Annotated in this window: 31 protein-coding genes and 1 tRNA gene; all 32 read left to right on the top strand. The window is 54.8% G+C overall.

Going from position 1 to position 26,051, the window contains the following annotated elements; all coding sequences use genetic code 11:
* The first annotated feature begins 38 nt into the window (after window positions 1-38).
* Window positions 39-1,232: an elongation factor Tu gene (gene tuf, locus ACA052_RS26120; protein ID WP_007896619.1), complete on the top strand. Its 1,194-nt coding sequence runs from the start codon at window positions 39-41 to the stop codon at window positions 1,230-1,232.
* A 53-nt stretch (window positions 1,233-1,285) separates the two neighbouring features.
* Window positions 1,286-1,361, top strand: a tRNA-Trp gene (locus ACA052_RS26115).
* A 45-nt stretch (window positions 1,362-1,406) separates the two neighbouring features.
* Window positions 1,407-1,775, top strand: a complete 369-nt coding sequence (gene secE / locus ACA052_RS26110; protein ID WP_007896620.1) for a preprotein translocase subunit SecE — start codon at window positions 1,407-1,409, stop codon at window positions 1,773-1,775.
* A gap of 9 nt (window positions 1,776-1,784) precedes the next feature.
* Window positions 1,785-2,318: a transcription termination/antitermination protein NusG gene (gene nusG / locus ACA052_RS26105; protein ID WP_007896622.1), complete on the top strand. Its 534-nt coding sequence runs from the start codon at window positions 1,785-1,787 to the stop codon at window positions 2,316-2,318.
* Between the two features lie 117 nt (window positions 2,319-2,435).
* Window positions 2,436-2,867: a 50S ribosomal protein L11 gene (gene rplK / locus ACA052_RS26100; RefSeq protein WP_003210097.1), complete on the top strand. Its 432-nt coding sequence runs from the start codon at window positions 2,436-2,438 to the stop codon at window positions 2,865-2,867.
* On the top strand, window positions 2,867-3,562 hold the full coding sequence (gene rplA / locus ACA052_RS26095; protein WP_007896626.1) for a 50S ribosomal protein L1: 696 nt from the start codon (window positions 2,867-2,869) through the stop codon (window positions 3,560-3,562). Before rplK ends, rplA begins: the two co-directional genes overlap by 1 nt.
* A gap of 198 nt (window positions 3,563-3,760) precedes the next feature.
* Window positions 3,761-4,261, top strand: a complete 501-nt coding sequence (gene rplJ, locus ACA052_RS26090; RefSeq protein ID WP_010467255.1) for a 50S ribosomal protein L10 — start codon at window positions 3,761-3,763, stop codon at window positions 4,259-4,261.
* Window positions 4,262-4,341: 80 nt separating this feature from the next.
* Entirely contained in the window at window positions 4,342-4,707 is a 366-nt protein-coding gene (rplL, locus tag ACA052_RS26085; protein ID WP_008145490.1) for a 50S ribosomal protein L7/L12, read from the top strand.
* A 220-nt stretch (window positions 4,708-4,927) separates the two neighbouring features.
* Window positions 4,928-9,001 carry a DNA-directed RNA polymerase subunit beta gene (gene rpoB / locus ACA052_RS26080; RefSeq protein WP_497305859.1) on the top strand — a complete coding sequence of 1,358 codons (4,074 nt, stop codon included), beginning with the start codon at window positions 4,928-4,930 and terminating at the stop codon, window positions 8,999-9,001.
* 64 nt (window positions 9,002-9,065) lie between these two features.
* Window positions 9,066-13,265, top strand: coding sequence for a DNA-directed RNA polymerase subunit beta' (gene rpoC / locus ACA052_RS26075; protein WP_008145492.1), 4,200 nt, complete (start codon window positions 9,066-9,068; stop codon window positions 13,263-13,265).
* A 216-nt stretch (window positions 13,266-13,481) separates the two neighbouring features.
* Window positions 13,482-13,853, top strand: coding sequence for a 30S ribosomal protein S12 (rpsL, locus tag ACA052_RS26070; RefSeq protein ID WP_002555494.1), 372 nt, complete (start codon window positions 13,482-13,484; stop codon window positions 13,851-13,853).
* Window positions 13,854-13,970: 117 nt separating this feature from the next.
* Window positions 13,971-14,441 (top strand): 30S ribosomal protein S7, encoded by a 471-nt coding sequence (rpsG, locus tag ACA052_RS26065; protein WP_002555493.1) that lies wholly within the window; start codon window positions 13,971-13,973, stop codon window positions 14,439-14,441.
* Between the two features lie 30 nt (window positions 14,442-14,471).
* Complete coding sequence (fusA, locus tag ACA052_RS26060) at window positions 14,472-16,577, top strand: elongation factor G (RefSeq protein WP_497647391.1); 2,106 nt, start codon at window positions 14,472-14,474, stop codon at window positions 16,575-16,577.
* A 31-nt stretch (window positions 16,578-16,608) separates the two neighbouring features.
* A complete protein-coding gene (gene tuf, locus ACA052_RS26055; RefSeq protein WP_008145495.1) occupies window positions 16,609-17,802 on the top strand; it encodes an elongation factor Tu in 1,194 nt (397 codons plus the stop codon).
* Between the two features lie 141 nt (window positions 17,803-17,943).
* The gene (gene rpsJ / locus ACA052_RS26050; protein WP_003186070.1) at window positions 17,944-18,255 is read left to right on the top strand and encodes a 30S ribosomal protein S10; all 312 of its coding nucleotides are present in this window, start codon (window positions 17,944-17,946) and stop codon (window positions 18,253-18,255) included.
* 80 nt (window positions 18,256-18,335) lie between these two features.
* Entirely contained in the window at window positions 18,336-18,971 is a 636-nt protein-coding gene (gene rplC, locus ACA052_RS26045; protein ID WP_003186059.1) for a 50S ribosomal protein L3, read from the top strand.
* Window positions 18,972-18,983: 12 nt separating this feature from the next.
* Window positions 18,984-19,586, top strand: coding sequence for a 50S ribosomal protein L4 (gene rplD / locus ACA052_RS26040; RefSeq protein WP_007896707.1), 603 nt, complete (start codon window positions 18,984-18,986; stop codon window positions 19,584-19,586).
* Entirely contained in the window at window positions 19,583-19,882 is a 300-nt protein-coding gene (gene rplW, locus ACA052_RS26035) for a 50S ribosomal protein L23 (protein WP_002555488.1), read from the top strand. The genes rplD and rplW overlap by 4 nt, the downstream gene beginning before the upstream one ends.
* A 14-nt stretch (window positions 19,883-19,896) precedes the next feature.
* Window positions 19,897-20,721 (top strand): 50S ribosomal protein L2, encoded by an 825-nt coding sequence (gene rplB / locus ACA052_RS26030; protein ID WP_003176423.1) that lies wholly within the window; start codon window positions 19,897-19,899, stop codon window positions 20,719-20,721.
* Between the two features lie 16 nt (window positions 20,722-20,737).
* Window positions 20,738-21,013, top strand: a complete 276-nt coding sequence (rpsS, locus tag ACA052_RS26025) for a 30S ribosomal protein S19 (RefSeq protein ID WP_002555486.1) — start codon at window positions 20,738-20,740, stop codon at window positions 21,011-21,013.
* A gap of 11 nt (window positions 21,014-21,024) precedes the next feature.
* Window positions 21,025-21,357, top strand: a complete 333-nt coding sequence (gene rplV / locus ACA052_RS26020) for a 50S ribosomal protein L22 (protein ID WP_003103908.1) — start codon at window positions 21,025-21,027, stop codon at window positions 21,355-21,357.
* 13 nt (window positions 21,358-21,370) lie between these two features.
* On the top strand, window positions 21,371-22,057 hold the full coding sequence (rpsC, locus tag ACA052_RS26015; protein ID WP_003176422.1) for a 30S ribosomal protein S3: 687 nt from the start codon (window positions 21,371-21,373) through the stop codon (window positions 22,055-22,057).
* 12 nt (window positions 22,058-22,069) lie between these two features.
* On the top strand, window positions 22,070-22,483 hold the full coding sequence (gene rplP, locus ACA052_RS26010; RefSeq protein ID WP_008145497.1) for a 50S ribosomal protein L16: 414 nt from the start codon (window positions 22,070-22,072) through the stop codon (window positions 22,481-22,483).
* Window positions 22,483-22,674 carry a 50S ribosomal protein L29 gene (gene rpmC, locus ACA052_RS26005; protein ID WP_002555481.1) on the top strand — a complete coding sequence of 64 codons (192 nt, stop codon included), beginning with the start codon at window positions 22,483-22,485 and terminating at the stop codon, window positions 22,672-22,674. The genes rplP and rpmC overlap by 1 nt, the downstream gene beginning before the upstream one ends.
* 2 nt (window positions 22,675-22,676) lie before the next feature.
* Complete coding sequence (rpsQ, locus tag ACA052_RS26000; protein ID WP_003176419.1) at window positions 22,677-22,943, top strand: 30S ribosomal protein S17; 267 nt, start codon at window positions 22,677-22,679, stop codon at window positions 22,941-22,943.
* Window positions 22,944-22,966: 23 nt separating this feature from the next.
* The gene (gene rplN / locus ACA052_RS25995) at window positions 22,967-23,335 is read left to right on the top strand and encodes a 50S ribosomal protein L14 (RefSeq protein WP_002555479.1); all 369 of its coding nucleotides are present in this window, start codon (window positions 22,967-22,969) and stop codon (window positions 23,333-23,335) included.
* Between the two features lie 11 nt (window positions 23,336-23,346).
* Complete coding sequence (gene rplX, locus ACA052_RS25990) at window positions 23,347-23,661, top strand: 50S ribosomal protein L24 (protein WP_003176416.1); 315 nt, start codon at window positions 23,347-23,349, stop codon at window positions 23,659-23,661.
* Window positions 23,662-23,681: 20 nt separating this feature from the next.
* The gene (gene rplE / locus ACA052_RS25985) at window positions 23,682-24,221 is read left to right on the top strand and encodes a 50S ribosomal protein L5 (RefSeq protein ID WP_003176415.1); all 540 of its coding nucleotides are present in this window, start codon (window positions 23,682-23,684) and stop codon (window positions 24,219-24,221) included.
* Between the two features lie 13 nt (window positions 24,222-24,234).
* Window positions 24,235-24,540: a 30S ribosomal protein S14 gene (gene rpsN / locus ACA052_RS25980; RefSeq protein WP_003176414.1), complete on the top strand. Its 306-nt coding sequence runs from the start codon at window positions 24,235-24,237 to the stop codon at window positions 24,538-24,540.
* A gap of 209 nt (window positions 24,541-24,749) precedes the next feature.
* Complete coding sequence (gene rpsH, locus ACA052_RS25975; RefSeq protein WP_003186040.1) at window positions 24,750-25,142, top strand: 30S ribosomal protein S8; 393 nt, start codon at window positions 24,750-24,752, stop codon at window positions 25,140-25,142.
* Window positions 25,143-25,154: 12 nt separating this feature from the next.
* Window positions 25,155-25,688, top strand: a complete 534-nt coding sequence (rplF, locus tag ACA052_RS25970; protein ID WP_003176412.1) for a 50S ribosomal protein L6 — start codon at window positions 25,155-25,157, stop codon at window positions 25,686-25,688.
* A gap of 10 nt (window positions 25,689-25,698) precedes the next feature.
* Window positions 25,699-26,049 carry a 50S ribosomal protein L18 gene (gene rplR, locus ACA052_RS25965; RefSeq protein ID WP_003186037.1) on the top strand — a complete coding sequence of 117 codons (351 nt, stop codon included), beginning with the start codon at window positions 25,699-25,701 and terminating at the stop codon, window positions 26,047-26,049.
* Window positions 26,050-26,051 lie beyond the last annotated feature (2 nt).

The raw sequence follows: 26,051 nt of genomic DNA, 5'->3' as shown, positions 1-26,051 counted from the left end.
GTTTGACTTGCTCAATTCTTCTCCTAGGGGTGATTTTGATGGCTAAGGAAAAGTTCGAACGTAATAAGCCGCACGTCAATGTTGGTACTATTGGTCACGTCGACCACGGTAAAACCACTCTGACGGCAGCTTTGACTCGCGTCTGTTCCGAAGTTTTCGGTTCGGCGAAAGTTGACTTCGACAAAATCGATAGCGCCCCTGAAGAAAAAGCTCGTGGTATTACCATCAACACCGCTCACGTTGAGTACGATTCGGCCGTGCGTCACTACGCACACGTTGACTGCCCTGGTCACGCCGACTACGTAAAGAACATGATCACCGGTGCTGCTCAGATGGATGGTGCGATTCTGGTTTGCTCGGCCGCTGATGGTCCGATGCCGCAGACCCGTGAGCACATCCTGCTGTCCCGCCAGGTTGGCGTTCCGTACATCGTTGTCTTCCTGAATAAGGCTGACATGGTTGACGACGCTGAGCTGCTGGAGCTGGTTGAGATGGAAGTGCGCGATCTGCTGAGCACTTACGATTTCCCAGGTGATGACACTCCGATCATCATTGGTTCGGCGCTGATGGCGTTGAACGGTCAAGACGATAACGAGATGGGCACTACTGCCGTCAAGAAGTTGGTTGAGACTCTGGATAGCTACATTCCGCAGCCTGAGCGTGCTATCGACAAGCCGTTCCTGATGCCGATCGAGGACGTGTTCTCGATCTCCGGTCGCGGTACTGTCGTGACTGGTCGTGTTGAGCGTGGCATTGTCCGCATTCAGGAAGAAGTCGAGATTGTTGGTCTTCGTGACACTGTCAAAACTACTTGCACTGGTGTTGAGATGTTTCGCAAGCTGCTCGACGAAGGTCGTGCTGGCGAGAACTGCGGCGTTTTGCTGCGTGGTACGAAGCGTGACGATGTTGAGCGTGGCCAGGTTTTGGTCAAGCCTGGCACCGTCAAGCCGCATACCAAGTTCACTGCTGAGGTTTACGTTCTGAGCAAGGAAGAGGGTGGTCGTCATACGCCATTCTTCAAGGGTTACCGTCCACAGTTCTACTTCCGTACGACTGACGTGACTGGTAACTGCGAGCTGCCAGAAGGTGTTGAAATGGTGATGCCAGGTGACAACGTCCAAATGACCGTCACTCTGATCAAAACCATAGCAATGGAAGATGGTCTGCGTTTCGCAATCCGTGAAGGCGGTCGTACCGTCGGAGCTGGTGTTGTAGCGAAGGTTATCGAGTAAATAGTTGTAATGTCTTTTTCGGGCCGGCATAATGGTCGGCCTGATTTTGTTTTAGGTCAGTAGCTCAATTGGCAGAGCGACGGTCTCCAAAACCGTAGGTTGGGGGTTCGATTCCCTCCTGACCTGCCAGATTCACTTGGTGTGTCTGGCTTTCTTTTCACAGGATCTTCATAGATGACTCCTAAAGCTGAAGCTCAAGGCTCTCGCTTCGATCTGCTCAAGTGGCTAGTAGTAGTCGCTTTGGTGGTTGTTGGCGTTGTTGGCAATCAGTATTACTCTGCTTCGCCGATCCTGTACCGCGTACTAGCTTTGCTCGTCATTGCTGCTGTAGCTGCCTTTGTAGGCCTGCAGACAGTCAAGGGCAAGTCTTTCTTTGTACTGGTTAAGGAAGCTCGCACCGAGATTCGTAAAGTCGTATGGCCAACTCGCCAAGAAACCACGCAGACCACGTTGATTGTTGTGGCTGTTGTTCTGGTTATGGCGTTGCTGTTGTGGGGGCTTGATTCCCTGCTCGGCTGGCTTGTTTCCTTGATTGTCGGCTAAGGGTGTCCCGTGGCTAAGCGTTGGTACGTTGTGCATGCTTACTCCGGTTACGAGAAGCATGTCATGCGCTCGTTGGTAGAGCGCGTAAAGCTGGCTGGCATGGAAGATGGCTTTGGCGAAATTCTGGTTCCCACTGAAGAAGTGGTTGAAATGCGTAATGGCCAGAAACGCAAAAGCGAGCGCAAATTCTTCCCAGGTTACGTGCTGGTTCAGATGGATATGAATGAGGGTACTTGGCACTTGGTCAAGGATACTCCTCGGGTCATGGGTTTCATTGGCGGTACTGCTGATAAGCCTGCGCCAATTACAGATAAAGAGGCAGAAGCGATTCTGCGTCGCGTTGCTGATGGTAGCGACAAGCCGAAGCCGAAGACATTGTTCGAGCCAGGTGAGTCGGTGCGTGTCAATGACGGACCGTTTGCCGATTTTACCGGTACGGTTGAAGAAGTTAACTACGAAAAGAGCCGGATCCAAGTGGCGGTGCTCATTTTCGGTCGCTCTACTCCGGTAGAGCTAGAGTTCAGCCAGGTCGAAAAGGTCTAGCTGGGCAAGCATCCCAACCCCGCAGCCCTAGGCTGTGGGGTTTTGTCGTCACTGGGATAAACGCGCAAGTAACCGGGGAGCCTTTCGAGGCGTTCGAACCCGTAATTGGAGTGCCTCATGGCCAAGAAGATTACCGCTTACATCAAGCTGCAAGTGAAGGCCGCTCAGGCTAACCCAAGCCCACCTGTTGGTCCTGCTTTGGGTCAGCACGGCGTGAACATCATGGAATTCTGCAAGGCTTTCAACGCCCGTACTCAGGGTATTGAGCCAGGCCTGCCGACTCCAGTGATCATCACTGTTTACAGCGACCGTAGCTTCACTTTCGAAACAAAATCCACACCTGCTTCGGTTCTGCTGAAGAAGGCGGCTGGTCTGACTAGCGGTTCCGCTCGTCCGAACACCGTTAAGGTTGGCACCGTGACCCGTGCTCAGCTGGAAGAAATCGCGAAAACCAAAAACGCGGATCTGACTGCAGCTGATATGGACGCAGCCGTGCGTACTATCGCCGGTTCTGCTCGTAGCATGGGCCTTAACGTGGAGGGTGTGTAATGGCTAAGTTGACCAAGCGTCAAAAAGCTATCGCCGGCAAAATCGAAGCAGGCAAGTCCTACAACTTTGTAGACGCTGCTGCTCTGCTGGCTGAGCTGTCGACTGTCAAGTTCAGCGAGTCGTTCGACGTTGCTGTAAACCTGGGTGTTGACCCGCGTAAATCCGACCAGGTTGTTCGTAGCGCTACTGTGCTGCCACACGGCACTGGCAAGACTGTACGCGTTGCAGTGTTCACCCAGGGTCCAGCTGCTGAGGCCGCTCTGGCTGCCGGCGCTGACCGTGTAGGTATGGACGACCTGGCTGCCGAAATGAAAGGCGGCGACCTGAACTATGACGTAGTTATCGCATCCCCGGATGCAATGCGCGTTGTGGGCCAGTTGGGTCAGATCCTCGGTCCACGTGGCCTGATGCCTAACCCTAAAGTCGGCACCGTAACTCCAGACGTAGCTACCGCGGTTAAAAACGCCAAGGCTGGTCAGGTTCGTTATCGCACCGACAAAAACGGCATCATCCACACTTCCGTTGGCAAAGTCGGCTTCGATGCCGTCAAGCTGAAGGAAAACGTTGAAGCTCTGATCGCTGATCTGAAGCGTATCAAGCCAGCTTCATCGAAAGGTATTTACGTCAAGCGCGTTACCCTGAGCACCACCATGGGTCCAGGTCTGGTCATCGACCAAGGCTCGCTCGACGCGTAAGACAGAAGTTGGCGCAAGCGATTGCGCCAATTGAAAGATTGGGGTCCCTGCCTGGCGGGGGCTATCCAAGACCGTAGGCGGCGCAAGTCTTAAACCTCAAGCCTACGCAGATGGTGCTCCCGGTTCCTTACCGAATCAGACACCAAAACGACATCTGGCCTCGGTTGGATGAAACGGTAACAAGCAGGAGTTTTTCCCGTGGCAATTAAACTTGAAGACAAGAAGGCCATCGTCGCTGAAGTCAACAAGGCTGCCCAAGTTGCTCTGTCCGCTGTCGTGGCTGATGCCCGTGGCGTAACAGTAGGCGCTATGACCGGACTCCGTAAAGAGGCTCGTGAAGCTGGCGTTTACGTACGTGTTGTACGTAACACCCTGCTCAAGCGCGCCGTTGCTGGCACTCAATATGACGTGCTCAACGACGTGTTCACTGGCCCGACCTTGATTGCATTCTCCAAAGAACATCCGGGTGCTGCTGCCCGTATCTTCAAAGAGTTCGCAAAAGGTCAGGATAAGTTCGAGATCAAGGCAGCTGCGTTCGAGGGCAAGTTCCTCGCAGCTAATCAGATCGACGTACTGGCAAGCCTGCCGACCCGTGACGAAGCAATTTCTCAGCTGATGAGCGTGATTCAAGGCGCAACCAGCAAATTGGCTCGTACTCTGGCGGCTCTTCGCGACCAGAAAGAAGCCGCCGCAGCCTAAGGCTGAGCGACTCCTTTCAGCGTTTATTGTTTATTTCGATGGCCGCGTAGGCTGTCACCCCAATACAGGAATTTATAGTCATGTCTCTGACTAACGACCAAATCATCGAAGCAATCGGCGAAAAATCCGTTCTGGAAATCGTTGAGCTGATCAAGGCCATGGAAGAGAAGTTCGGCGTTTCCGCTGCCGCTGCTTCCGCTGGTCCAGCTGCTGTCGCTGCCGTTGTTGAAGAACAAACTGAATTCAACGTCATGCTGCTGGAAGCTGGCGAGAAGAAAGTTAACGTGATCAAGGCAGTACGTGAACTGACCGGTCTGGGCCTGAAAGAAGCCAAGGCTGTAGTTGACGGCGCTCCTGGCGTTGTTCTGGAAGCTGTTTCGAAAGACGCAGCTGACAAAGCAAAAGCCACTCTGGAAGAAGCAGGCGCTAAAGTCGAGCTGAAGTAAGCATCGACTTTGCACCTCCAGCCCAAGCGTTAAGCGAAAGGCTGATGGCTGGTGGCTCTTGCCACCGGCCTTTTTCCGTTATTGGCAGCCGACTGGGTCGGTGCTGGTAACGAGCTGTAACCACCCGATGCGGTGGCGCAAACCATGGGGTTTGCACGATTTTCTGGCTGCTCCCGTCGGGAGGGGCCAAACAAGCAGGTGACCAAGCTGGGGAACGCTGATGGCTTACTCATATACTGAGAAAAAACGTATCCGCAAGGACTTTAGCAAGTTGCCGGACGTCATGGATGTGCCGTACCTCCTGGCCATCCAGCTGGATTCGTATCGTGAATTCTTGCAAGCGGGAGCGACTAAAGATCAGTTCCGCGACGTGGGCCTGCATGCGGCCTTCAAATCCGTTTTCCCGATCATCAGCTACTCCGGCAATGCTGCGCTGGAGTACGTCGGTTATCGCCTGGGCGAACCGGCATTTGATGTCAAAGAATGCGTATTGCGCGGTGTAACTTACGCCGTACCGTTGCGGGTAAAAGTGCGCCTGATCATTTTCGACAAAGAATCGTCGAACAAAGCGATCAAGGACATCAAAGAGCAAGAAGTCTACATGGGTGAAATCCCCCTGATGACTGAGAACGGTACCTTCGTAATCAACGGTACCGAGCGTGTAATCGTTTCCCAGTTGCACCGTTCCCCGGGCGTGTTCTTCGACCACGACCGTGGCAAGACGCACAGCTCCGGCAAACTGCTTTACTCCGCGCGCATCATTCCTTACCGCGGTTCGTGGTTGGACTTCGAGTTCGACCCGAAAGACTGCGTGTTCGTGCGTATCGACCGTCGTCGCAAGCTGCCTGCATCGGTACTGCTGCGCGCGCTGGGCTATACCACTGAAGAAGTGCTGGACGCGTTCTACACCACCAACGTCTTCCATGTGCAAGGTGAAAACCTCAGCCTGGAACTGGTGCCTCAGCGCCTGCGTGGTGAAATTGCTGTCCTGGATATCCTGGATGACAAAGGCAAGGTTATTGTCGAGCAAGGTCGTCGTATCACCGCTCGCCACATCAACCAGCTGGAAAAAGCCGGGATCAAAGAGCTGCAAGTGCCTCTGGACTACGTCCTGGGTCGCACTACCGCCAAGGTCATCGTGCATCCGGCAACCGGCGAAATCCTGGCAGAGTGCAACACCGAGCTGAACACCGAGATCCTGGCAAAAATCGCCAAGTCTCAGGTTGTTCGCATCGAAACTCTGTATACCAACGATATCGACTGCGGTCCGTTCGTCTCCGACACTCTGAAGATCGACTCCACCAGCAACCAATTGGAAGCGCTGGTCGAGATCTATCGCATGATGCGTCCAGGCGAGCCGCCAACCAAAGACGCTGCCGAGACTCTGTTCAACAACCTGTTCTTCAGCCCTGAGCGCTATGACCTGTCTGCGGTCGGCCGGATGAAGTTCAACCGTCGTATCGGTCGTACCGAGATCGAAGGTTCGGGCGTGTTGTGCAAGGAAGACATCGTCGCGGTTCTGAAGACTCTGGTCGACATCCGTAACGGTAAAGGCATCGTCGATGACATCGACCACCTGGGTAACCGTCGTGTTCGCTGCGTAGGCGAAATGGCTGAAAACCAGTTCCGCGTTGGCCTGGTACGTGTTGAGCGTGCGGTCAAAGAGCGGCTGTCGATGGCTGAAAGCGAAGGCCTGATGCCGCAAGACCTGATCAACGCCAAGCCTGTGGCTGCGGCGGTGAAAGAGTTCTTCGGTTCCAGCCAGCTGTCCCAGTTCATGGACCAGAACAACCCGCTGTCCGAGATCACCCACAAGCGTCGTGTATCTGCACTCGGCCCTGGCGGTTTGACTCGTGAGCGCGCTGGCTTTGAAGTTCGTGACGTACACCCGACTCACTACGGTCGTGTATGCCCGATCGAAACGCCGGAAGGTCCGAACATCGGCCTGATCAACTCCCTGGCCGCTTATGCGCGCACCAACCAGTACGGCTTCCTCGAGAGCCCGTACCGCGTGGTGAAAGACGCTCTGGTCACCGACGAGATCGTGTTCCTGTCCGCCATCGAAGAAGCTGATCACGTGATCGCTCAGGCTTCGGCCACGATGAACGACAAGAAAATGCTGGTCGACGAGCTGGTAGCTGTTCGTCACTTGAACGAGTTCACCGTCAAGGCGCCGGAAGACGTCACCTTGATGGACGTATCGCCGAAGCAGGTTGTTTCGGTTGCAGCGTCGCTGATCCCGTTCCTCGAGCACGATGACGCCAACCGCGCGTTGATGGGTTCGAACATGCAGCGTCAAGCTGTACCAACCTTGCGTGCTGACAAGCCGCTGGTCGGTACCGGCATGGAGCGTAACGTAGCCCGTGACTCCGGCGTTTGCGTCGTGGCTCGTCGTGGCGGCGTAATCGACTCCGTTGATGCCAGCCGTATTGTGGTTCGTGTTGCTGATGATGAAGTTGAAACCGGTGAAGCTGGTGTCGACATCTACAACCTGACCAAATACACCCGCTCCAACCAGAACACCTGCATCAACCAGCGGCCGCTGGTGCGTAAAGGTGATCGGGTTCAGCGCAGCGACATCATGGCTGACGGCCCGTCCACCGACATGGGTGAACTGGCGCTGGGTCAGAACATGCGCATCGCGTTCATGGCCTGGAACGGTTACAACTTCGAAGACTCCATCTGCCTGTCGGAGCGAGTTGTTCAAGAAGATCGCTTCACCACGATCCACATTCAGGAACTGACCTGTGTGGCACGTGACACCAAGCTTGGGCCAGAGGAAATCACTGCAGACATCCCGAACGTGGGTGAAGCTGCACTGAACAAGCTGGACGAAGCCGGTATCGTTTACGTAGGTGCTGAAGTTGGCGCAGGCGACATCCTGGTGGGCAAGGTCACTCCGAAAGGCGAGACCCAACTGACTCCGGAAGAGAAGCTGCTGCGTGCCATCTTCGGTGAAAAAGCCAGCGACGTTAAAGACACCTCCCTGCGCGTGCCTACCGGCACCAAGGGTACCGTCATCGACGTACAGGTCTTCACCCGCGACGGCGTTGAGCGTGATGCTCGTGCACTGTCGATCGAGAAGACTCAGCTCGACGAGATCCGCAAGGACCTGAACGAAGAGTTCCGTATCGTTGAAGGCGCTACTTTCGAACGTCTGCGCTCTGCTCTGGTCGGCCACAAAGCCGAAGGCGGCGCCGGTCTGAAGAAAGGTCAGGACATCACCGACGAAGTTCTCGACGGTCTTGAGCATGGTCAGTGGTTCAAACTGCGCATGGCTGAAGATGCTCTGAACGAGCAGCTCGAGAAGGCTCAGGCCTATATCGTTGATCGCCGCCGTCTGCTGGACGACAAGTTCGAAGACAAGAAGCGCAAACTGCAGCAGGGCGATGACCTGGCTCCAGGCGTGCTGAAAATCGTCAAGGTTTACCTGGCAATCCGTCGCCGCATCCAGCCGGGCGACAAGATGGCCGGTCGTCACGGTAACAAAGGTGTGGTCTCCGTGATCATGCCGGTTGAAGACATGCCGCACGATGCCAATGGCACCCCGGTCGACGTCGTCCTCAACCCGTTGGGCGTACCTTCGCGTATGAACGTTGGTCAGATCCTTGAAACCCACCTCGGCCTCGCGGCCAAAGGTCTGGGCGAGAAGATCAACCGGATGATCGAAGAGCAGCGCAAAGTCGCTGAGCTTCGTAAATTCCTCGACGAGATCTACAACCAGATCGGCGGTCGTAACGAAGATCTGGATAGCTTCTCCGACCAGGAAATTCTGGATCTGGCGAAGAACCTGCGTGGCGGCGTTCCAATGGCCACTCCAGTGTTCGACGGCGCCAAGGAAAGCGAAATCAAGGCCATGCTGAAACTGGCAGACCTGCCAGAAAGCGGCCAGATGCAGCTGACCGACGGCCGTACCGGCAACAAGTTCGAGCGCCCGGTTACTGTTGGCTACATGTACATGCTGAAGCTGAACCACTTGGTAGACGACAAGATGCACGCTCGTTCTACCGGTTCGTACAGCCTGGTTACCCAGCAGCCGCTGGGTGGTAAGGCACAGTTCGGTGGTCAGCGTTTCGGGGAGATGGAGGTCTGGGCACTGGAAGCATACGGTGCTGCTTACACTCTGCAAGAAATGCTCACAGTGAAGTCGGACGATGTGAACGGCCGTACCAAGATGTACAAAAACATCGTGGATGGCGATCACCGTATGGAGCCGGGCATGCCCGAGTCCTTCAACGTGTTGATCAAGGAAATTCGTTCCCTCGGCATCGATATCGATCTGGAAACCGAATAACACGTGACGCGAATCGAGAGCGGGGCAGGATTGCCCGCTCTCTGCTCCGCCAGGAGGAAAGGCCTTGAAAGACCTACTGAATTTGCTGAAAAACCAGGGTCAAGTCGAAGAGTTCGACGCCATCCGTATTGGATTGGCATCGCCTGAGATGATCCGTTCGTGGTCGTTCGGTGAAGTTAAAAAGCCGGAAACCATCAACTACCGTACGTTCAAACCTGAGCGTGACGGCCTGTTCTGCGCCAAGATCTTTGGCCCGGTAAAGGATTACGAGTGCCTGTGCGGTAAGTACAAGCGCTTGAAGCACCGTGGTGTGATCTGCGAGAAGTGCGGCGTTGAAGTCGCGCTGGCTAAAGTTCGCCGTGAGCGCATGGCGCACATCGAACTGGCCTCGCCAGTTGCCCACATCTGGTTCCTGAAATCGCTGCCGTCGCGTATCGGCTTGCTGATGGACATGACACTGCGTGATATCGAACGCGTTCTCTACTTCGAGAGCTATGTCGTTATCGACCCAGGCATGACCACCCTTGAAAAAGGTCAGCTGCTCAACGATGAGCAGTACTTCGAAGCGCTGGAAGAGTTCGGCGACGATTTCGATGCCCGCATGGGTGCCGAAGCTGTCCGTGAACTGCTGCACGCTATCGACCTGGAACACGAGATTGGCCGTCTGCGTGAAGAAATTCCGCAAACCAACTCCGAAACCAAAATCAAGAAGCTGTCCAAGCGTCTGAAGTTGATGGAAGCCTTCCAGGGTTCCGGCAACCTTCCAGAATGGATGGTGCTGACCGTTCTGCCGGTTCTGCCGCCAGATCTGCGTCCACTGGTCCCGCTGGATGGCGGTCGCTTCGCGACTTCCGACCTCAACGATCTGTATCGTCGAGTGATCAACCGTAACAACCGCTTGAAGCGCCTGCTTGATCTGTCCGCTCCGGACATCATCGTGCGCAACGAAAAGCGTATGTTGCAGGAAGCCGTCGACGCACTGCTCGACAACGGTCGTCGTGGCCGCGCTATCACCGGTTCCAACAAGCGTCCTCTGAAATCCCTGGCTGACATGATCAAGGGTAAACAAGGTCGTTTCCGTCAGAACTTGCTCGGTAAGCGTGTTGACTACTCCGGTCGTTCGGTAATTACCGTAGGTCCGACCCTGCGTCTGCACCAGTGCGGTCTGCCGAAGAAAATGGCTCTCGAGCTGTTCAAGCCGTTCATTTTTGGCAAGCTGGAAATGCGTGGTCTCGCGACCACCATCAAAGCTGCCAAGAAGATGGTTGAGCGCGAGCTGCCAGAGGTTTGGGACGTTCTCGCTGAAGTGATCCGTGAACACCCGGTTCTCCTCAACCGTGCACCGACCCTTCACCGTCTGGGTATCCAGGCGTTTGAACCGGTACTGATCGAAGGTAAGGCTATCCAGCTGCACCCTCTGGTCTGTGCTGCGTACAACGCCGACTTCGACGGCGACCAAATGGCCGTGCACGTACCGCTGACACTGGAAGCCCAGTTGGAAGCGCGTGCGTTGATGATGTCGACCAACAACATTCTGTCGCCAGCCAACGGTGAGCCAATCATCGTGCCGTCGCAGGACGTTGTACTGGGTCTGTACTACATGACTCGTGAAGCGATCAACGCCAAGGGCGAAGGTCGTGTGTTCGCGGATCTGCAAGAAGTTGACCGTGTGTTCCGTGCCGGCGAAGCCGCACTGCACGCTAAAGTCAAAGTGCGGATCAACGAAACCGTCAACGATCGTGATGGTGGCAGCGTCAAGAACACCCGTATCGTCGACACCACCGTCGGCCGTGCGTTGCTGTTCCAGGTTGTCCCACCTGGCCTGTCGTACGACGTCGTCAACCAGCCGATGAAGAAAAAGGCGATCTCCAAGCTGATCAACCAGTGCTACCGCGTGGTTGGTTTGAAAGAGACCGTGATCTTCGCTGACCAGTTGATGTACACCGGTTTTGCCTATTCGACCATTTCCGGCGTTTCCATTGGTGTTAACGACTTCGTTATCCCCGATGAAAAAGCCCGCATCATCAATGCTGCTACTGATGAAGTGAAAGAGATCGAAAGTCAGTACGCCTCCGGCCTGGTAACCCAGGGCGAGAAGTACAACAAAGTGATCGACCTTTGGTCCAAGGCGAACGACGAAGTTTCCAAGGCGATGATGGCCAACCTCTCGAAAGAGAAAGTCATCGACCGTCATGGCGTCGAAGTCGACCAAGAGTCCTTCAACTCGATGTACATGATGGCCGACTCGGGCGCACGGGGTTCTGCTGCGCAGATCCGTCAGCTCGCCGGTATGCGTGGCCTGATGGCCAAGCCGGACGGTTCCATCATCGAGACGCCGATTACTGCGAACTTCCGTGAAGGTTTGAGCGTACTTCAGTACTTCATCTCTACTCACGGTGCTCGTAAAGGTTTGGCGGATACCGCGTTGAAAACTGCGAACTCCGGTTACCTGACTCGTCGTCTGGTAGACGTGGCGCAGGATCTGGTTGTAACCGAGATCGATTGCGGCACCGAACATGGCCTGGTAATGACTCCGCACATTGAAGGCGGTGACGTTGTTGAGCCGTTGGGTGAACGCGTATTGGGTCGTGTTATCGCCCGTGACGTATTCAAGCCAGGTACCGAAGAAATCATCGTTCCTGCCGGTACGCTGGTAGACGAGAAGTGGGTTGAGTTCATCGAGCTGAACAGCATTGATGAAGTGATCGTGCGTTCGCCGATCAGCTGCGAAACCCGCTATGGCATTTGCGCCAAGTGCTACGGCCGTGACTTGGCTCGTGGTCACCAGGTGAACATCGGTGAAGCGGTCGGCGTTATTGCTGCCCAGTCCATCGGTGAGCCGGGTACCCAGCTGACCATGCGTACGTTCCACATCGGTGGTGCGGCAAGCCGGACCTCCGCAGCCGACAGCGTTCAGGTGAAAAATGGCGGCACGGTCCGTCTGCACAACCTGAAGCACGTTGAGCGAGTGGATGGTTGCCTGGTTGCTGTGTCCCGTTCCGGTGAGCTGGCAATCGCTGATGACTTCGGTCGTGAGCGCGAGCGTTACAAGCTGCCGTACGGTGCTGTGATTTCGGTTAAAGAAGGTGACAAGGTCGACGCTGGCGCAATCGTGGCCAAGTGGGATCCGCACACTCACCCAATCGTTACCGAAATGAAAGGTACCGTGACCTACGTGGGCATGGAAGAAGGCATCACGATCAAGCGTCAGACTGACGAATTGACCGGTATGACCAACATTGAAGTACTCGACGCCAAAGACCGTCCAGCTGCCGGTAAAGATATCCGTCCTGCTGTGAAGATGGTTGATGACAACGGCAAGGATCTCTTGCTGCCGGGTACCGACGTAATTGCTCAGTACTTCCTGCCTGCCAACGCCCTGGTCGGTGTAGCGGATGGTGCGAAGATCGCGATCGGTGATGTTATCGCTCGTATCCCGCAAGAGACTTCGAAGACCCGTGACATCACCGGTGGTCTGCCGCGTGTTGCCGACTTGTTCGAAGCCCGTCGTCCGAAAGAAGCCTCGATTCTGGCTGAAGTCAGCGGCACCATCGCGTTCGGTAAAGAGACCAAGGGCAAGCGCCGTCTGGTTATTACCCCGAACGACGGTACCGATCCGTACGAAGAGCTGATTCCGAAGTGGCGTCACCTGAACGTCTTCGAAGGCGAACAGGTAAACCGCGGCGAAGTTATCTCCGACGGTCCAAGCGATCCACACGACATCCTGCGTCTGCTGGGTGTGAGTGCGCTGGCCAAGTACATCGTGAACGAGATCCAGGACGTTTATCGTCTGCAAGGCGTGAAGATCAACGATAAGCACATCGAGACCATCCTGCGTCAGATGCTGCGTAAAGTTGAAATCGCTGAATCTGGCGATTCCACTTTCATCAAGGGCGACCAGATGGAATTGACTCACGTTCTGGTAGAGAACGAGCGTCTGGCGGGCGACGAGAAATTCGTTTCCAAGTTCACTCGCGTGCTGCTGGGTATCACCAAGGCGTCGTTGTCCACCGAATCGTTCATCTCGGCGGCTTCCTTCCAGGAAACCACTCGAGTACTGACCGAAGCGGCGGTAACCGGCAAGCGCGATTACCTGCGCGGCCTGAAAGAAAACGTAGTCGTGGGTCGTCTGATCCCGGCCGGTACCGGTCTGGCTTATCACAGCGAGCGTAAGCGTCGCCGTGATGCTGACAAACCGTTGCGCGTGAGCGCCAGTGAAGTGGAAGCTGCACTGACCGAAGCGCTGAACTCGAGCGGTAACTGAGTTCTGCGATAATCGAGCGTAAGGCCCTGATCGTTCCGTTCATCGAATCAAGACAATTTGTCGAGGTTGGATGAGCGGGAAGGTCGGGGCCTTGCCTTGACTGGGGACAAGATCCTCTTTAGACTCTTGTACCCCTAAATTTGGCGGGAATTCGTTCCTGCCATTTTGCTTTTCTTGCAAGACAATAGCGTCGCAAGACAACAGTGGAGCTAGTAGATGGCAACTATCAACCAGCTGGTACGTCAGCCGCGTAAGCGTATCGTCGAGAAATCCGACGTACCTGCGCTGCAGAACTGCCCGCAACGTCGTGGCGTATGCACCCGTGTGTATACCACCACGCCGAAAAAACCTAACTCGGCACTGCGTAAAGTATGCCGTGTGCGTCTGACCAACGGTTTCGAGGTTTCCTCGTACATCGGCGGTGAAGGCCACAACCTGCAAGAGCACAGCGTCGTACTGATCCGTGGCGGTCGTGTAAAAGACTTGCCAGGTGTTCGTTACCACACCGTTCGCGGCTCTTTGGATACTTCCGGCGTTAAAGGTCGTAACCAAGGTCGTTCGAAGTACGGTACCAAGAAGCCTAAGTAGTAGTGGCTTTTTGTAAAACTGATTTTCTATTTTTCTGAGTCGATAAGAGTAAGGTCGGAGGCGTCCCGTAAGGGCACCGATTCCGAGCGAACCTGAAGACCGTTTGAGGGCTTATCCATGCCAAGAAGACGCGTAGCAGCCAAGCGCGAAGTGCTTGACGATCCAAAATACGGAAGCCAAATCCTGGCCAAGTTCATGAACCACGTGATGGAAAGCGGCAAAAAAGCCGTTGCCGAACGTATCGTTTATGGCGCGCTGGAAAAGGTTAAAGAACGCAAGAACAGCGATCCCCTGGAAATCTTCGAGAAAGCTCTCGACGCCATCGCTCCGCTGGTCGAAGTAAAGTCGCGCCGTGTAGGCGGTGCTACTTACCAGGTTCCGGTCGAAGTTCGCCCGTCCCGTCGTAACGCATTGGCAATGCGCTGGTTGGTAGACTTCGCCCGTAAGCGCGGCGAGAAGTCTATGGCTCTGCGTTTGGCTGGCGAACTGTTGGACGCTGCTGAAGGTAAAGGTGCTGCAGTTAAGAAGCGTGAAGACGTGCACCGTATGGCTGAAGCCAACAAGGCTTTCTCGCACTACCGCTTCTAATTTTAGCGTCACTAATTTTGCGAGGGCTTTATGGCTCGTACAACACCGATTAATCGCTACCGTAACATTGGTATCGTTGCTCACGTGGATGCTGGTAAAACCACCACCACCGAGCGCGTCCTTTTTTACACTGGCAAAAGTCACAAAATGGGCGAGGTGCATGACGGCGCCGCGACCACAGACTGGATGGTTCAGGAGCAGGAGCGTGGTATTACCATTACTTCTGCTGCCATTACCGCCTTCTGGCAGGGTTCCGAGAAGCAGCACAAAGATCAATACCGCTTCAACGTCATCGACACCCCGGGCCACGTTGACTTCACTATTGAAGTTGAGCGTTCCCTGCGTGTTCTCGACGGCGCGGTCGTTGTGTTCTGCGGTACCTCGGGTGTTGAGCCTCAGTCGGAAACCGTATGGCGTCAAGCCAACAAGTACGGCGTTCCACGTCTTGTTTACGTAAACAAGATGGACCGTGCTGGTGCAAACTTCCTGCGCGTGATCGGTCAGATCAAGCAGCGTCTGGGTCACACTCCGGTGCCGATCCAGTTGGCTATCGGTTCCGAAGACAACTTCCAGGGCCAGATCGATCTGTTGGCTATGGAAGCTGTTTACTGGAACGATGCTGACAAAGGCATGGTTCCACGTCGCGAGCCTATCCCTGCTGAACTGCAGGAATTGGCTGACGAGTGGCGCGGCAACATGGTTGAGGCTGCGGCCGAAGCCAGCGAAGAGCTGATGAACAAGTACCTCGAAGGTGAAGAACTCACCAACGCGGAAATCAAGGCCGCTCTGCGTCAGCGTACTATCGCTGGTGAGATCGTCCTGGCTGTTTGCGGTTCTTCCTTCAAGAACAAGGGCGTTCCCCTGGTTCTCGATGCTGTGATCGACTACCTGCCGGCACCAGTTGATATTCCTGCCATCAAGGGTACTGACCCGGATGACGAGACTATCGAGCTGGAGCGTCATGCAGACGACGCAGAACCGTTCTCCGCCCTGGCGTTTAAAATTGCCACTGACCCATTCGTGGGTACCTTGACCTTCGTCCGCGTTTACTCGGGCGTGTTGGCCTCCGGCGACGGCGTGATCAACTCGGTTAAAGGCAAGAAAGAGCGTGTGGGTCGTATGGTGCAAATGCACGCAAACGCCCGCGAAGAAATCAAGGAAGTGCGCGCTGGCGACATCGCGGCCTTGATCGGCATGAAGGACGTCACCACTGGTGAGACTTTGTGCAACGCTGACAAGCCAATCATCCTGGTTCGCATGGACTTCCCGGAGCCGGTTATTTCGGTTGCCGTTGAGCCTAAAACCAAGGACGACCAGGAAAAAATGGGTATCGCACTGGGCAAACTTGCTCAGGAAGATCCATCTTTCCGCGTCAAGACTGATGAAGAGACTGGTCAAACGATCATCTCCGGCATGGGCGAGTTGCACCTGGACATCCTGGTTGACCGGATGCGCCGTGAGTTCAACGTCGAAGCCAACATCGGTAAGCCTCAGGTTTCCTATCGTGAGCGCATCACGAAGAACTGTGAAATCGAAGGTAAGTTCGTTCGCCAATCCGGCGGTCGTGGCCAGTTCGGTCACTGCTGGATTCGTTTTGCTCCTGCTGACGAAGGTCAGGAAGGTCTGCAATTCGTGAACGAAGTAGTAGGTGGTGTGGTTCCTAAGGAATACATCCCGGCTATCCAGAAGGGTATCGAAGAGCAGATGAAGAACGGCGTAGTTGCCGGCTATCCGCTGATCGGCCTGAAGGCTACCGTGTTTGATGGTTCCTACCACGACGTCGACTCCAACGAGATGGCGTTTAAGGTGGCTGCTTCCATGGCGACCAAGCAACTGGCCCAGAAGGGCGGTGGTGAGTTGCTCGAGCCGATCATGGCGGTAGAGGTTGTTACGCCTGAAGACTATATGGGTGACGTGATGGGCGACCTTAACCGTCGTCGCGGCATGATCCTGGGTATGGAAGACACGGTTTCCGGCAAAGTGATTCGTGCCGAGGTTCCGTTGGGTGAGATGTTCGGTTACGCAACCGACGTTCGCTCCATGTCCCAAGGTCGCGCAAGCTACTCTATGGAATTCAAAAAATACAATACGGCTCCGTCGCACATCGTCGAAACCGTTACCAAAAAACAAGGCTGATTCAGCCCCTTTAGGCTAGGAGTTAATTGTCGTGGCTAAAGAAAAATTTGACCGTACCCTCCCGCACGTCAACGTTGGCACCATCGGTCACGTCGACCACGGTAAAACCACGCTGACCGCTGCTCTGACTCGCGTCTGCTCCGAAGTTTTCGGTTCGGCCGTTGTTGCTTTCGACAAGATCGACAGCGCTCCGGAAGAAAAAGCTCGTGGTATCACCATCAACACCGCGCACGTTGAATACAACTCGCTGATCCGTCACTACGCTCACGTTGACTGCCCAGGTCACGCTGACTATGTGAAGAACATGATCACCGGCGCTGCTCAAATGGACGGCGCTATCCTGGTTTGCTCGGCCGCTGATGGTCCGATGCCACAAACCCGTGAGCACATCCTGTTGTCCCGTCAGGTTGGCGTTCCGTACATCGTTGTCTTCCTGAACAAGGCTGACATGGTTGACGACGCTGAGCTGCTGGAACTGGTTGAGATGGAAGTGCGCGATCTGCTGAGCACTTACGACTTCCCAGGCGACGACACCCCGATCATCATCGGTTCGGCTCTGATGGCTCTGAACGGCCAAGACGACAACGAAATGGGCACCACTGCCGTTCGTAAACTGGTTGAAACTCTGGACAGCTACATTCCAGATCCAGTTCGTGTTATCGACAAGCCGTTCCTGATGCCAATCGAAGACGTATTCTCGATCTCCGGTCGCGGTACTGTTGTAACTGGCCGTATCGAGCGCGGTATCGTCAAGGTTCAGGATCCACTGGAAATCGTTGGTCTGCGTGACACTACCGTCACCACCTGCACCGGTGTTGAAATGTTCCGTAAGCTGCTCGACGAAGGTCGTGCTGGCGAGAACTGCGGCGTTCTGCTGCGTGGTACCAAGCGTGACGACGTTGAGCGTGGCCAGGTTCTGGTTAAGCCGGGTTCGGTTAAGCCGCACACTACCTTCGAAGCTGAAGTGTATGTGTTGAGCAAAGAAGAAGGCGGTCGCCACACTCCGTTCTTCAAAGGCTACCGTCCACAGTTCTACTTCCGGACCACTGACGTGACCGGTAACTGCGAACTGCCGGAAGGCGTTGAAATGGTAATGCCAGGCGACAACATCAAAATGGTTGTCACCCTGATCAAAACCATCGCAATGGAAGATGGTCTGCGTTTCGCTATTCGTGAAGGCGGTCGTACCGTCGGCGCTGGCGTCGTAGCCAAAATCATCGCTTAATCAGTGATGACTTGAAAAAGCCCCCGCCTAGCGGGGGCTTTTTTATTGGGTTGACACTGTAGAAGCCCGTCTATAGAATTGCGCCTCCTTTTAACGGGCGTATTGCGCTCGGTGGGAATAGCAGCCGGAGTCTGAAATCCAATGCAAAATCAGCAAATCCGTATCAGGTTGAAGGCTTTTGACCATCGCCTGATCGACCAATCCACCCAGGAAATCGTGGAAACCGCGAAACGTACTGGTGCTCAAGTGCGTGGTCCAATTCCACTGCCTACCCGTAAAGAGCGGTTCACCGTTCTGGTCTCCCCGCACGTCAACAAAGACGCGCGTGACCAGTACGAGATCCGTACTCATAAGCGCGTTCTGGACATCGTCCAGCCAACGGATAAAACCGTTGATGCTCTTATGAAGCTTGATCTTGCGGCCGGTGTGGAAGTGCAGATCAGCCTCGGCTAAGACTCGGTCTTAGTCGTGTAACGCTCTGAAATGGGCGGCCATAGCGGGTGAAAGCCCCGTACACTCATGAGGTTTACAACATGACTATTGGTGTAGTCGGTCGTAAATGCGGTATGACCCGTATTTTCACCGAAGAAGGTGTCTCCATTCCGGTCACGGTCATTGAGATCGAACCGAATCGCGTCACCCAGTTCAAAACTGAAGAGACCGATGGCTATCGTGCAGTGCAAGTCACTGTAGGCGAGCGTCGTGCTTCGCGTGTTACAGCTGCTCAGGCTGGCCACTTCGCTAAAGCGAACGTTGCCGCTGGTCGTACCGTAATGGAATTCCGCCTTGAAGAAGGCGAGTACCAGGCCGGCGATCTGATCAACGCTGAAATCTTCGCCGCTGGTCAACTGGTTGATGTAACCGGTCAGTCCAAAGGTAAAGGCTTCCAGGGTACGATCAAGCGTTGGAATTTCCGCGGGCAAGATAATACCCACGGTAACTCCGTGTCCCACCGCGTTCCAGGTTCTATCGGCCAGTGCCAGACTCCTGGTCGTGTATTCAAGGGCAAAAAAATGTCCGGTCATATGGGCGCTGAGCGCGTGACCGTGCAGTCCCTCGAAGTAGTGCGCGTGGACGCTGAACGCAATCTGTTGTTGGTCAAGGGCGCTGTTCCTGGCGCTACTGGCGGCAACTTGGTTGTACGTCCAGCAGCCAAGGCTCGCGGTTAAGGGGAAGCTGACATGCAATTAAATGTAAATGACGCTCAAGCGATCGAAGTTTCCGAACTGACATTTGGCGGCGAATTCAACGAGACGCTGGTTCACCAAGCAGTCGTGGCCTACATGGCCGGCGGCCGTCAAGGTAGCAAGCAGCAAAAGACCCGTTCCGATGTTCGTGGTGGCGGTAAGCGCCCATGGCGTCAGAAAGGTACTGGCCGTGCTCGTGCCGGTACTATCCGTAGCCCAATCTGGCGTGGCGGCGGTACCACTTTCGCAGCTCGTCCTCAGGATCACACCCAGAAGCTGAACAAGAAGATGTATCGCGCAGCAATGCGTTCCATCCTTGCTGAGCTGGTGCGTACTGATCGTCTGGTTGTGGTTCAGGACTTCGCTGTTGATGCACCGAAGACCAAAGATCTGCTGAACAAACTGACCGGCATGGGCCTGACTGACGTCTTGATCGTGTCTGAAGTCGTTGATCAGAACCTGTACCTGGCTGCTCGTAACCTGCCACACGTTGATGTACGTGACGTGCAAGGTTCCGATCCAGTTAGTCTGATCGCATACGACAAGGTGTTGATCACCGTGTCGGCCGTGAAGAAATTCGAGGAGCTGCTGGGATGAACCAGGAACGCGTATTTAAAGTTCTGCTTGGCCCGCACGTTTCCGAGAAGGCTACGGTTCTGGCTGACAAGAAAGGCCAGTTCGTTTTCAAGGTTGCAACTGACGCAACCAAGCTGGAAATCAAGAAGGCCGTCGAAAGCCTGTTCAGCGTGAAAGTAGAGCGTGTTACTACCCTGAATGTTCTGGGTAAGAGCAAGCGCACTGCTCGCGGTCTGGGCAAGCGTAATGACTGGAAGAAGGCAGTTATCTCCCTTCAACCAGGCCAAGATCTCGATTTCAGCAGCAGTGCTGAGTAAGGAAGGGGTGCATCATGGCAATCGTTAAATGCAAACCGACTTCCCCTGGCCGCCGTTTTGTGGTCAAGGTGGTCAACCAGGAGCTGCATAAAGGCGCTCCTCACGCACCGCTGCTCGAGAAAAAATCGAAGACTGGTGGTCGTAACAACAATGGTCGCATTACCACTCGTCACATCGGTGGTGGCCATAAGCAGCATTATCGTCTGGTCGATTTCCGTCGCAACGACAAAGATGGCATCTCTGCCACTGTCGAGCGTATTGAATACGATCCAAACCGTACTGCTCACATCGCTCTGCTGCTGTACGCAGATGGCGAGCGTCGCTACATCATCGCCCCTAAAGGCGTGAGTGCTGGTGACCAGCTGATCGCAGGTGCTTTGGCGCCGATCAAGCCGGGCAACGCTCTGCAACTGCGTAACATTCCAGTTGGTAGCACCGTACACGGCATCGAATTGAAGCCAGGTAAAGGCGCGCAAATCGCTCGTTCCGCTGGTGCTTCGGCTCAGCTGATCGCTCGTGAAGGTGTCTACGTGACCCTGCGTCTGCGTTCTGGTGAGATGCGTAAAGTGCTGGCTGAATGCCGCGCGACCCTGGGCGAAGTCTCGAACTCCGAGCACAGCCTGCGTTCGCTGGGTAAAGCTGGTGCCAAACGCTGGCGTGGCGTTCGCCCAACCGTTCGTGGTGTTGCCATGAACCCGGTTGACCACCCGCATGGTGGTGGTGAAGGTCGTACCTCTGGTGGTCGTCATCCGGTATCGCCATGGGGCTTCCCGACTAAGGGCGCGAAGACTCGTGGTAATAAGCGTACCGACAAAATGATCGTCCGTCGTCGCAAGTAAATAGAGGGATACGACAGTGCCACGTTCTCTGAAAAAAGGTCCTTTTATCGATCTTCACCTACTGAAGAAGATCGAAGTGGCGGCGGAAAAGAATGATCGCAAACCGGTGAAAACCTGGTCGCGTCGTTCGATGATCCTGCCACAAATGGTCGGTTTGACCATCGCAGTACACAACGGTCGTCAACACGTCCCAGTTCTCGTTAACGAAGACATGGTCGGCCACAAACTGGGCGAGTTCGCCGGTACCCGCACTTATCGTGGGCACGTGGCAGACAAGAAAGCCAAGCGTTAAGGGGTTAGGAAATGGAAGTAGCCGCTAAGTTGTCGGGCGCTCGAATCTCCGCCCAGAAAGCCCGCTTGGTCGCCGACCAGATCCGCGGGAAGAAGGTGGGCGAAGCGCTCAACTTGTTGGCTTTCAGCAGTAAGAAAGCCGCCGAGATCATGAAGAAAGTGCTGGAGTCGGCCGTAGCCAACGCCGAGCATAACGAAGGCGCAGACGTTGATGACCTTAAAGTCAGCACCGTTTTCGTCAACGAAGGGCGTTCGCTGAAGCGCATCATGCCACGTGCCAAAGGCCGTGCTGATCGCATCGTCAAGCGGTCTTGCCATATCACTGTCAAGGTTGCTGACAAGTAACGGAGTCGAAGAGATGGGTCAGAAAGTACATCCCATTGGCATTCGCCTGGGAATCGTCAAGGAGCACACCTCCGTCTGGTACGCAGACGGTCGGACTTATGCGGACTATTTGTTCGCTGATCTGAAGGTGCGTGAGTATCTCCAAGACAAACTAAAAAGCGCGTCCGTAAGCCGTATCGATATCCATCGTCCGGCTCAAACTGCACGTATCACCATCCACACCGCTCGTCCAGGTATCGTTATCGGGAAGAAAGGTGAAGATGTTGAGAAACTGCGTCAGGACCTGACCAAACAAATGGGTGTGCCTGTGCACATCAATATCGAAGAAATCCGCAAGCCGGAACTCGACGGTATGTTGGTTGCGCAGAGCGTAGCTCAGCAGCTGGAGCGTCGCGTAATGTTCCGTCGCGCTATGAAGCGCGCTGTACAGAACGCCATGCGCATTGGTGCCAAAGGCATCAAAATCCAAGTGAGCGGTCGTCTCGGCGGTGCTGAAATCGCACGTACTGAATGGTATCGCGAAGGTCGTGTGCCACTGCACACCCTGCGTGCCGACATCGACTATGCCAACTACGAAGCTCACACCACTTACGGTGTGATCGGTGTAAAGGTTTGGATCTTCAAAGGCGAAGTAATTGGTGGTCGCCAAGAAGAACTGAAACCACAAGCACCAGCGCCTCGTAAAAAAGCTGCTAAGTAAGGGGTACGCCAAATGTTGCAACCAAAGCGTACGAAGTTCCGCAAGCAGATGACAGGCCACAACCGTGGTCTGGCTCAGCGCGGTAGCAAAGTCAGCTTCGGCGAGTTCGCGCTGAAGTCTGTAGCTCGTGGTCGTCTCACCGCTCGTCAGATCGAGTCAGCGCGTCGTGCTCTGACCCGTCACGTTAAACGTGGCGGCAAGATCTGGATCCGTGTATTCCCGGACAAGCCTATTTCCAAAAAGCCCCTCGAAGTTCGTATGGGTAAAGGTAAGGGTAGTGTGGAGTACTGGGTTGCCCAGATTCAGCCAGGCAAAGTCCTGTATGAAATCGAGGGTGTTACTGAAGAGCTGGCGCGTGAGGCTTTTGCCCTGGCTGCTGCAAAGCTGCCGCTCGCCACCGCCTTTGTTAAACGGACGGTGATGTGATGAAAGCGAATGAACTTCGTGAAAAATCCGCACAGCAGCTGAACGAGCAATTGCTCGGCTTGCTGCGCGACCAGTTCAATCTGCGTATGCAGAAAGCAACTGGCCAGTTGGGGCAGTCTCATCTGCTCTCGCAAGTTAAGCGTGACATCGCTCGCGTGAAGACTGTGCTCAACCAGCAGGCAGGTAAGTAATCATGGCTGAAGCCGAAAAAACTGTCCGTACGCTGACTGGCCGTGTTGTCAGCGACAAGATGGACAAAACCATCACCGTTCTGATCGAGCGTCGCGTTAAGCACCCGATCTACGGTAAATACGTTAAGCGTTCGACTAAGCTGCACGCGCACGACGAAACCAATCAGTGCCACATCGGCGACAAAGTCACTATTCGTGAAACTCGTCCTTTGGCCAAGACCAAGTCTTGGGCGCTGGTTGATGTTCTCGAACGCGCTGTGGAAGTCTAAGGACTAGGGGTCGGAGAAATTATATGATTCAGACTCAATCCATGCTCGATGTGGCCGATAACAGCGGCGCTCGCCGCGTTATGTGCATCAAGGTGCTGGGTGGCTCCCATCGTCGTTACGCTGGTATCGGTGACATCATCAAAGTTACCGTGAAGGAAGCAATTCCTCGCGGTAAAGTGAAAAAAGGCCAAGTGATGACTGCTGTTGTAGTCCGCACTCGTCACGGCGTACGTCGTGCTGATGGCTCCATTATCCGCTTTGATGGCAACGCTGCTGTTCTTCTGAACAACAAGCAAGAGCCGATCGGCACCCGTATCTTTGGGCCAGTGACCCGTGAACTTCGTACTGAGAAGTTCATGAAGATCGTCTCGCTCGCCCCAGAAGTGCTGTAAGGAGATCCGACATGCAAAAGATTCGTCGTGACGACGAGATCATCGTGATCGCCGGCAAAGACAAAGGTAAGCGCGGTAAGGTGCTTAAGGTTCTCGCTAACAACCGTCTGGTTATTGGCGGTCTGAACCTGGTTAAGCGTCATACCAAGCCTAACCCGATGTCGGGCGTACAAGGCGGTATCGTCGAAAAAGAAGCTCCACTGGACGCTTCTAACGTCGCCATTTTCAACGGCGAAACCAACAAGGCTGACCGCGTTGGTTTCAAAGTAGAAGACGGCAAGAAAATTCGTGTCTTCAAGTCGACCCAAAAAGCGGTTGATGCTTGAACACTGCTAGGTAGAAGACCATGGCACGACTAAAAGAGATTTACTGGAAGGAAATCGCACCGAAGCTTAAGGAAGAACTTAAGCTTTCGAACGTGATGGAAGTTCCACGCGTTACCAAAATCACCCTGAACATGGGTCTGGGCGAAGCAGTCGGTGACAAAAAAGTCATCGAGCACGCTGTTGCCGACCTGGAAAAGATCACCGGTCAGAAAGTCGTTGTGACTTACGCTCGGAAATCCATCGCTGGCTTTAAAGTCCGTGAAGGTTGGCCGATCGGCGTCAAAGTGACCCTGCGCCGTGAGCGTATGTATGAATTCCTGGATCGTCTGCTGTCGATCTCCCTGCCTCGGGTTCGCGACTTCCGCGGCCTGAATGCCAAGTCCTTCGATGGTCGTGGTAACTACAGCATGGGCGTTAAAGAGCAGATCATCTTCCCGGAAATCGACTACGACAAGATCGATGCTCTCCGCGGTCTGGACATTACCCTGACCACCACTGCCAAGAACGATGATGAAGGTCGCGCGCTGCTGCGTGCTTTCAAATTCCCGTTCCGCAACTGATTGGAGTAGGAAAATGGCCAAGATGAGCATGAAAAACCGCGAGCTGAAGCGTCAGCTCACGGTTGCCAAGTACGCCAAAAAGCGTGCAGCACTGAAAGCTATCATCGTTGATCTGAACGCAAGTCCAGAAGCGCGTTGGGAAGCTACAGTAGCTCTGCAGAAGCAGCCACGTGACGCAAGCGCTTCGCGCATGCGTAACCGCTGCCGCCTGACCGGTCGTCCACACGGCGTTTACCGCAAGTTCGGCCTCGGCCGTAACAAACTGCGTGAAGCTGCAATGCGTGGTGACGTACCTGGTCTGGTTAAAGCCAGCTGGTAAGCACTATCAAAGTCTCGGTGTTCGGGATCGCAAGATCCTGACCGCCGGTGACCTTGAACTTGAATCAAGCCCCTTTTGGGGCTTGATTCATTTGTGGGGTGTGTCTAGAATACCCGGCTCGCCTGAGCCCGTGCTTTTTTCGCATGGATGAGCTCGGCGACAAGTAGTAGCCGCAAGGCTAATTTTTTTGTATTAGGAGCGTCTAGCCCATGAGTATGCAGGACCCGTTAGCGGACATGCTAACTCGAATCCGTAATGCCCAGATGGCTGAAAAGTCCGTCGTAAGCATGCCATCTTCTACTTTGAAGGTAGCTGTTGCCAAAGTCCTGAAGGACGAAGGTTACATTGCGGGTTATCAGATCAGCAGCGAAATCAAACCACTGCTGTCCATCGAGCTGAAGTACTTCGAAGGCCGTCCGGTCATCGAGGAAGTGAAGCGCGTTAGCCGTCCAGGCCTGCGTCAGTACAAGTCCGTCGATGATCTGCCAAAAGTTCGTGGCGGTCTCGGTGTGTCTATCGTCTCCACCAACAAAGGTGTGATGACGGATCGTGCTGCGCGCGCTGCCGGTGTCGGCGGCGAAGTTCTTTGCACTGTGTTCTAAGGGGGGATAAGCATGTCACGCGTCGCTAAGAACCCCGTTAAGCTGCCAGCCGGTGTCGAAGTAAAATTCGCAGGCCAACAGCTTTCGGTGAAGGGTGCCAAGGGCACTCTCGAACTGAACATCCATTCGTCCGTTGAGATCGTTGAAGAAGCTGGTGAGCTGCGTTTCGCTGCTCGCAATGGCGATCAACAAACTCGCGCAATGGCTGGTACCACTCGTGCGTTGGTAAACAACATGGTCCAAGGCGTAAGCCAAGGCTTCGAGCGCAAGCTCCAGCTGGTCGGTGTTGGTTACAAAGCGCAAGCAAAAGGCACAGTGCTGAACCTGGCTCTTGGCTTCTCGCACCCAGTGGATTATGAACTGCCGGAAGGCATCACCGCTGAGACTCCTAGCCAGACCGATATCCTGATCAAGGGCATCGATAAGCAGCTGGTAGGTCAAGTGGCCGCCGAGATCCGCGACTTCCGTCCACCAGAGCCGTACAAAGGCAAAGGTGTGCGCTACGCGGACGAAGTCGTCCGTCGTAAAGAAGCCAAGAAGAAGTAGGGCATAGCAAATGACCGACAAAAAAGTTACTCGACTGCGTCGCGCTCGCAAAGCACGCCTGAAAATGCACGAACTCGAAGTCGTGCGTCTCTGCGTGTTCCGCTCGTCGCAGCACATCTACGCCCAGGTCATTTCGGCCGACGGCAACAAAGTCCTGGCATCTGCCTCGACTTTGGATAAAGAACTGCGTGATGGCGCCACTGGCAACATCGACGCGGCCACTAAGGTTGGCCAGCTGGTCGCTACGCGTGCAAAAGCCGCTGGCGTCTCGCAGGTGGCTTTCGACCGCTCTGGCTTCAAGTACCACGGCCGCGTCAAGGCGCTGGCTGATGCTGCTCGTGAAGCTGGGCTGGAGTTCTAAGT

Source organism: Pseudomonas sp. LBUM1644, from assembly GCF_059716195.1.
This window is presented reverse-complemented; position numbering and strand designations above follow the sequence as displayed.

Excerpts from the sequence above, each read along its gene's own strand:
- rplE (WP_003176415.1), top strand. The coding sequence starts at position 23,682 with ATGGCACGACTAAAAGAGATTTACTGGAAGGAAATCGCACCGAAGCTT.
- rpsN (WP_003176414.1), top strand. The coding sequence starts at position 24,235 with ATGGCCAAGATGAGCATGAAAAACCGCGAGCTGAAGCGTCAGCTCACG.
- rplF (WP_003176412.1), top strand. The coding sequence starts at position 25,155 with ATGTCACGCGTCGCTAAGAACCCCGTTAAGCTGCCAGCCGGTGTCGAA.
- rplR (WP_003186037.1), top strand. The coding sequence starts at position 25,699 with ATGACCGACAAAAAAGTTACTCGACTGCGTCGCGCTCGCAAAGCACGC.
- rpsJ (WP_003186070.1), top strand. The coding sequence starts at position 17,944 with ATGCAAAATCAGCAAATCCGTATCAGGTTGAAGGCTTTTGACCATCGC.
- rplW (WP_002555488.1), top strand. The coding sequence starts at position 19,583 with ATGAACCAGGAACGCGTATTTAAAGTTCTGCTTGGCCCGCACGTTTCC.
- rplN (WP_002555479.1), top strand. The coding sequence starts at position 22,967 with ATGATTCAGACTCAATCCATGCTCGATGTGGCCGATAACAGCGGCGCT.
- fusA (WP_497647391.1), top strand. The coding sequence starts at position 14,472 with ATGGCTCGTACAACACCGATTAATCGCTACCGTAACATTGGTATCGTT.
- rplA (WP_007896626.1), top strand. The coding sequence starts at position 2,867 with ATGGCTAAGTTGACCAAGCGTCAAAAAGCTATCGCCGGCAAAATCGAA.
- rplD (WP_007896707.1), top strand. The coding sequence starts at position 18,984 with ATGCAATTAAATGTAAATGACGCTCAAGCGATCGAAGTTTCCGAACTG.
- rplL (WP_008145490.1), top strand. The coding sequence starts at position 4,342 with ATGTCTCTGACTAACGACCAAATCATCGAAGCAATCGGCGAAAAATCC.
- rpoB (WP_497305859.1), top strand. The coding sequence starts at position 4,928 with ATGGCTTACTCATATACTGAGAAAAAACGTATCCGCAAGGACTTTAGC.
- rplV (WP_003103908.1), top strand. The coding sequence starts at position 21,025 with ATGGAAGTAGCCGCTAAGTTGTCGGGCGCTCGAATCTCCGCCCAGAAA.
- tuf (WP_007896619.1), top strand. The coding sequence starts at position 39 with ATGGCTAAGGAAAAGTTCGAACGTAATAAGCCGCACGTCAATGTTGGT.
- rplC (WP_003186059.1), top strand. The coding sequence starts at position 18,336 with ATGACTATTGGTGTAGTCGGTCGTAAATGCGGTATGACCCGTATTTTC.
- rpsG (WP_002555493.1), top strand. The coding sequence starts at position 13,971 with ATGCCAAGAAGACGCGTAGCAGCCAAGCGCGAAGTGCTTGACGATCCA.
- rplB (WP_003176423.1), top strand. The coding sequence starts at position 19,897 with ATGGCAATCGTTAAATGCAAACCGACTTCCCCTGGCCGCCGTTTTGTG.
- rpmC (WP_002555481.1), top strand. The coding sequence starts at position 22,483 with ATGAAAGCGAATGAACTTCGTGAAAAATCCGCACAGCAGCTGAACGAG.
- secE (WP_007896620.1), top strand. The coding sequence starts at position 1,407 with ATGACTCCTAAAGCTGAAGCTCAAGGCTCTCGCTTCGATCTGCTCAAG.
- rpsL (WP_002555494.1), top strand. The coding sequence starts at position 13,482 with ATGGCAACTATCAACCAGCTGGTACGTCAGCCGCGTAAGCGTATCGTC.
- rplX (WP_003176416.1), top strand. The coding sequence starts at position 23,347 with ATGCAAAAGATTCGTCGTGACGACGAGATCATCGTGATCGCCGGCAAA.
- rplP (WP_008145497.1), top strand. The coding sequence starts at position 22,070 with ATGTTGCAACCAAAGCGTACGAAGTTCCGCAAGCAGATGACAGGCCAC.
- rpsH (WP_003186040.1), top strand. The coding sequence starts at position 24,750 with ATGAGTATGCAGGACCCGTTAGCGGACATGCTAACTCGAATCCGTAAT.
- rpsC (WP_003176422.1), top strand. The coding sequence starts at position 21,371 with ATGGGTCAGAAAGTACATCCCATTGGCATTCGCCTGGGAATCGTCAAG.
- rplK (WP_003210097.1), top strand. The coding sequence starts at position 2,436 with ATGGCCAAGAAGATTACCGCTTACATCAAGCTGCAAGTGAAGGCCGCT.
- rpsQ (WP_003176419.1), top strand. The coding sequence starts at position 22,677 with ATGGCTGAAGCCGAAAAAACTGTCCGTACGCTGACTGGCCGTGTTGTC.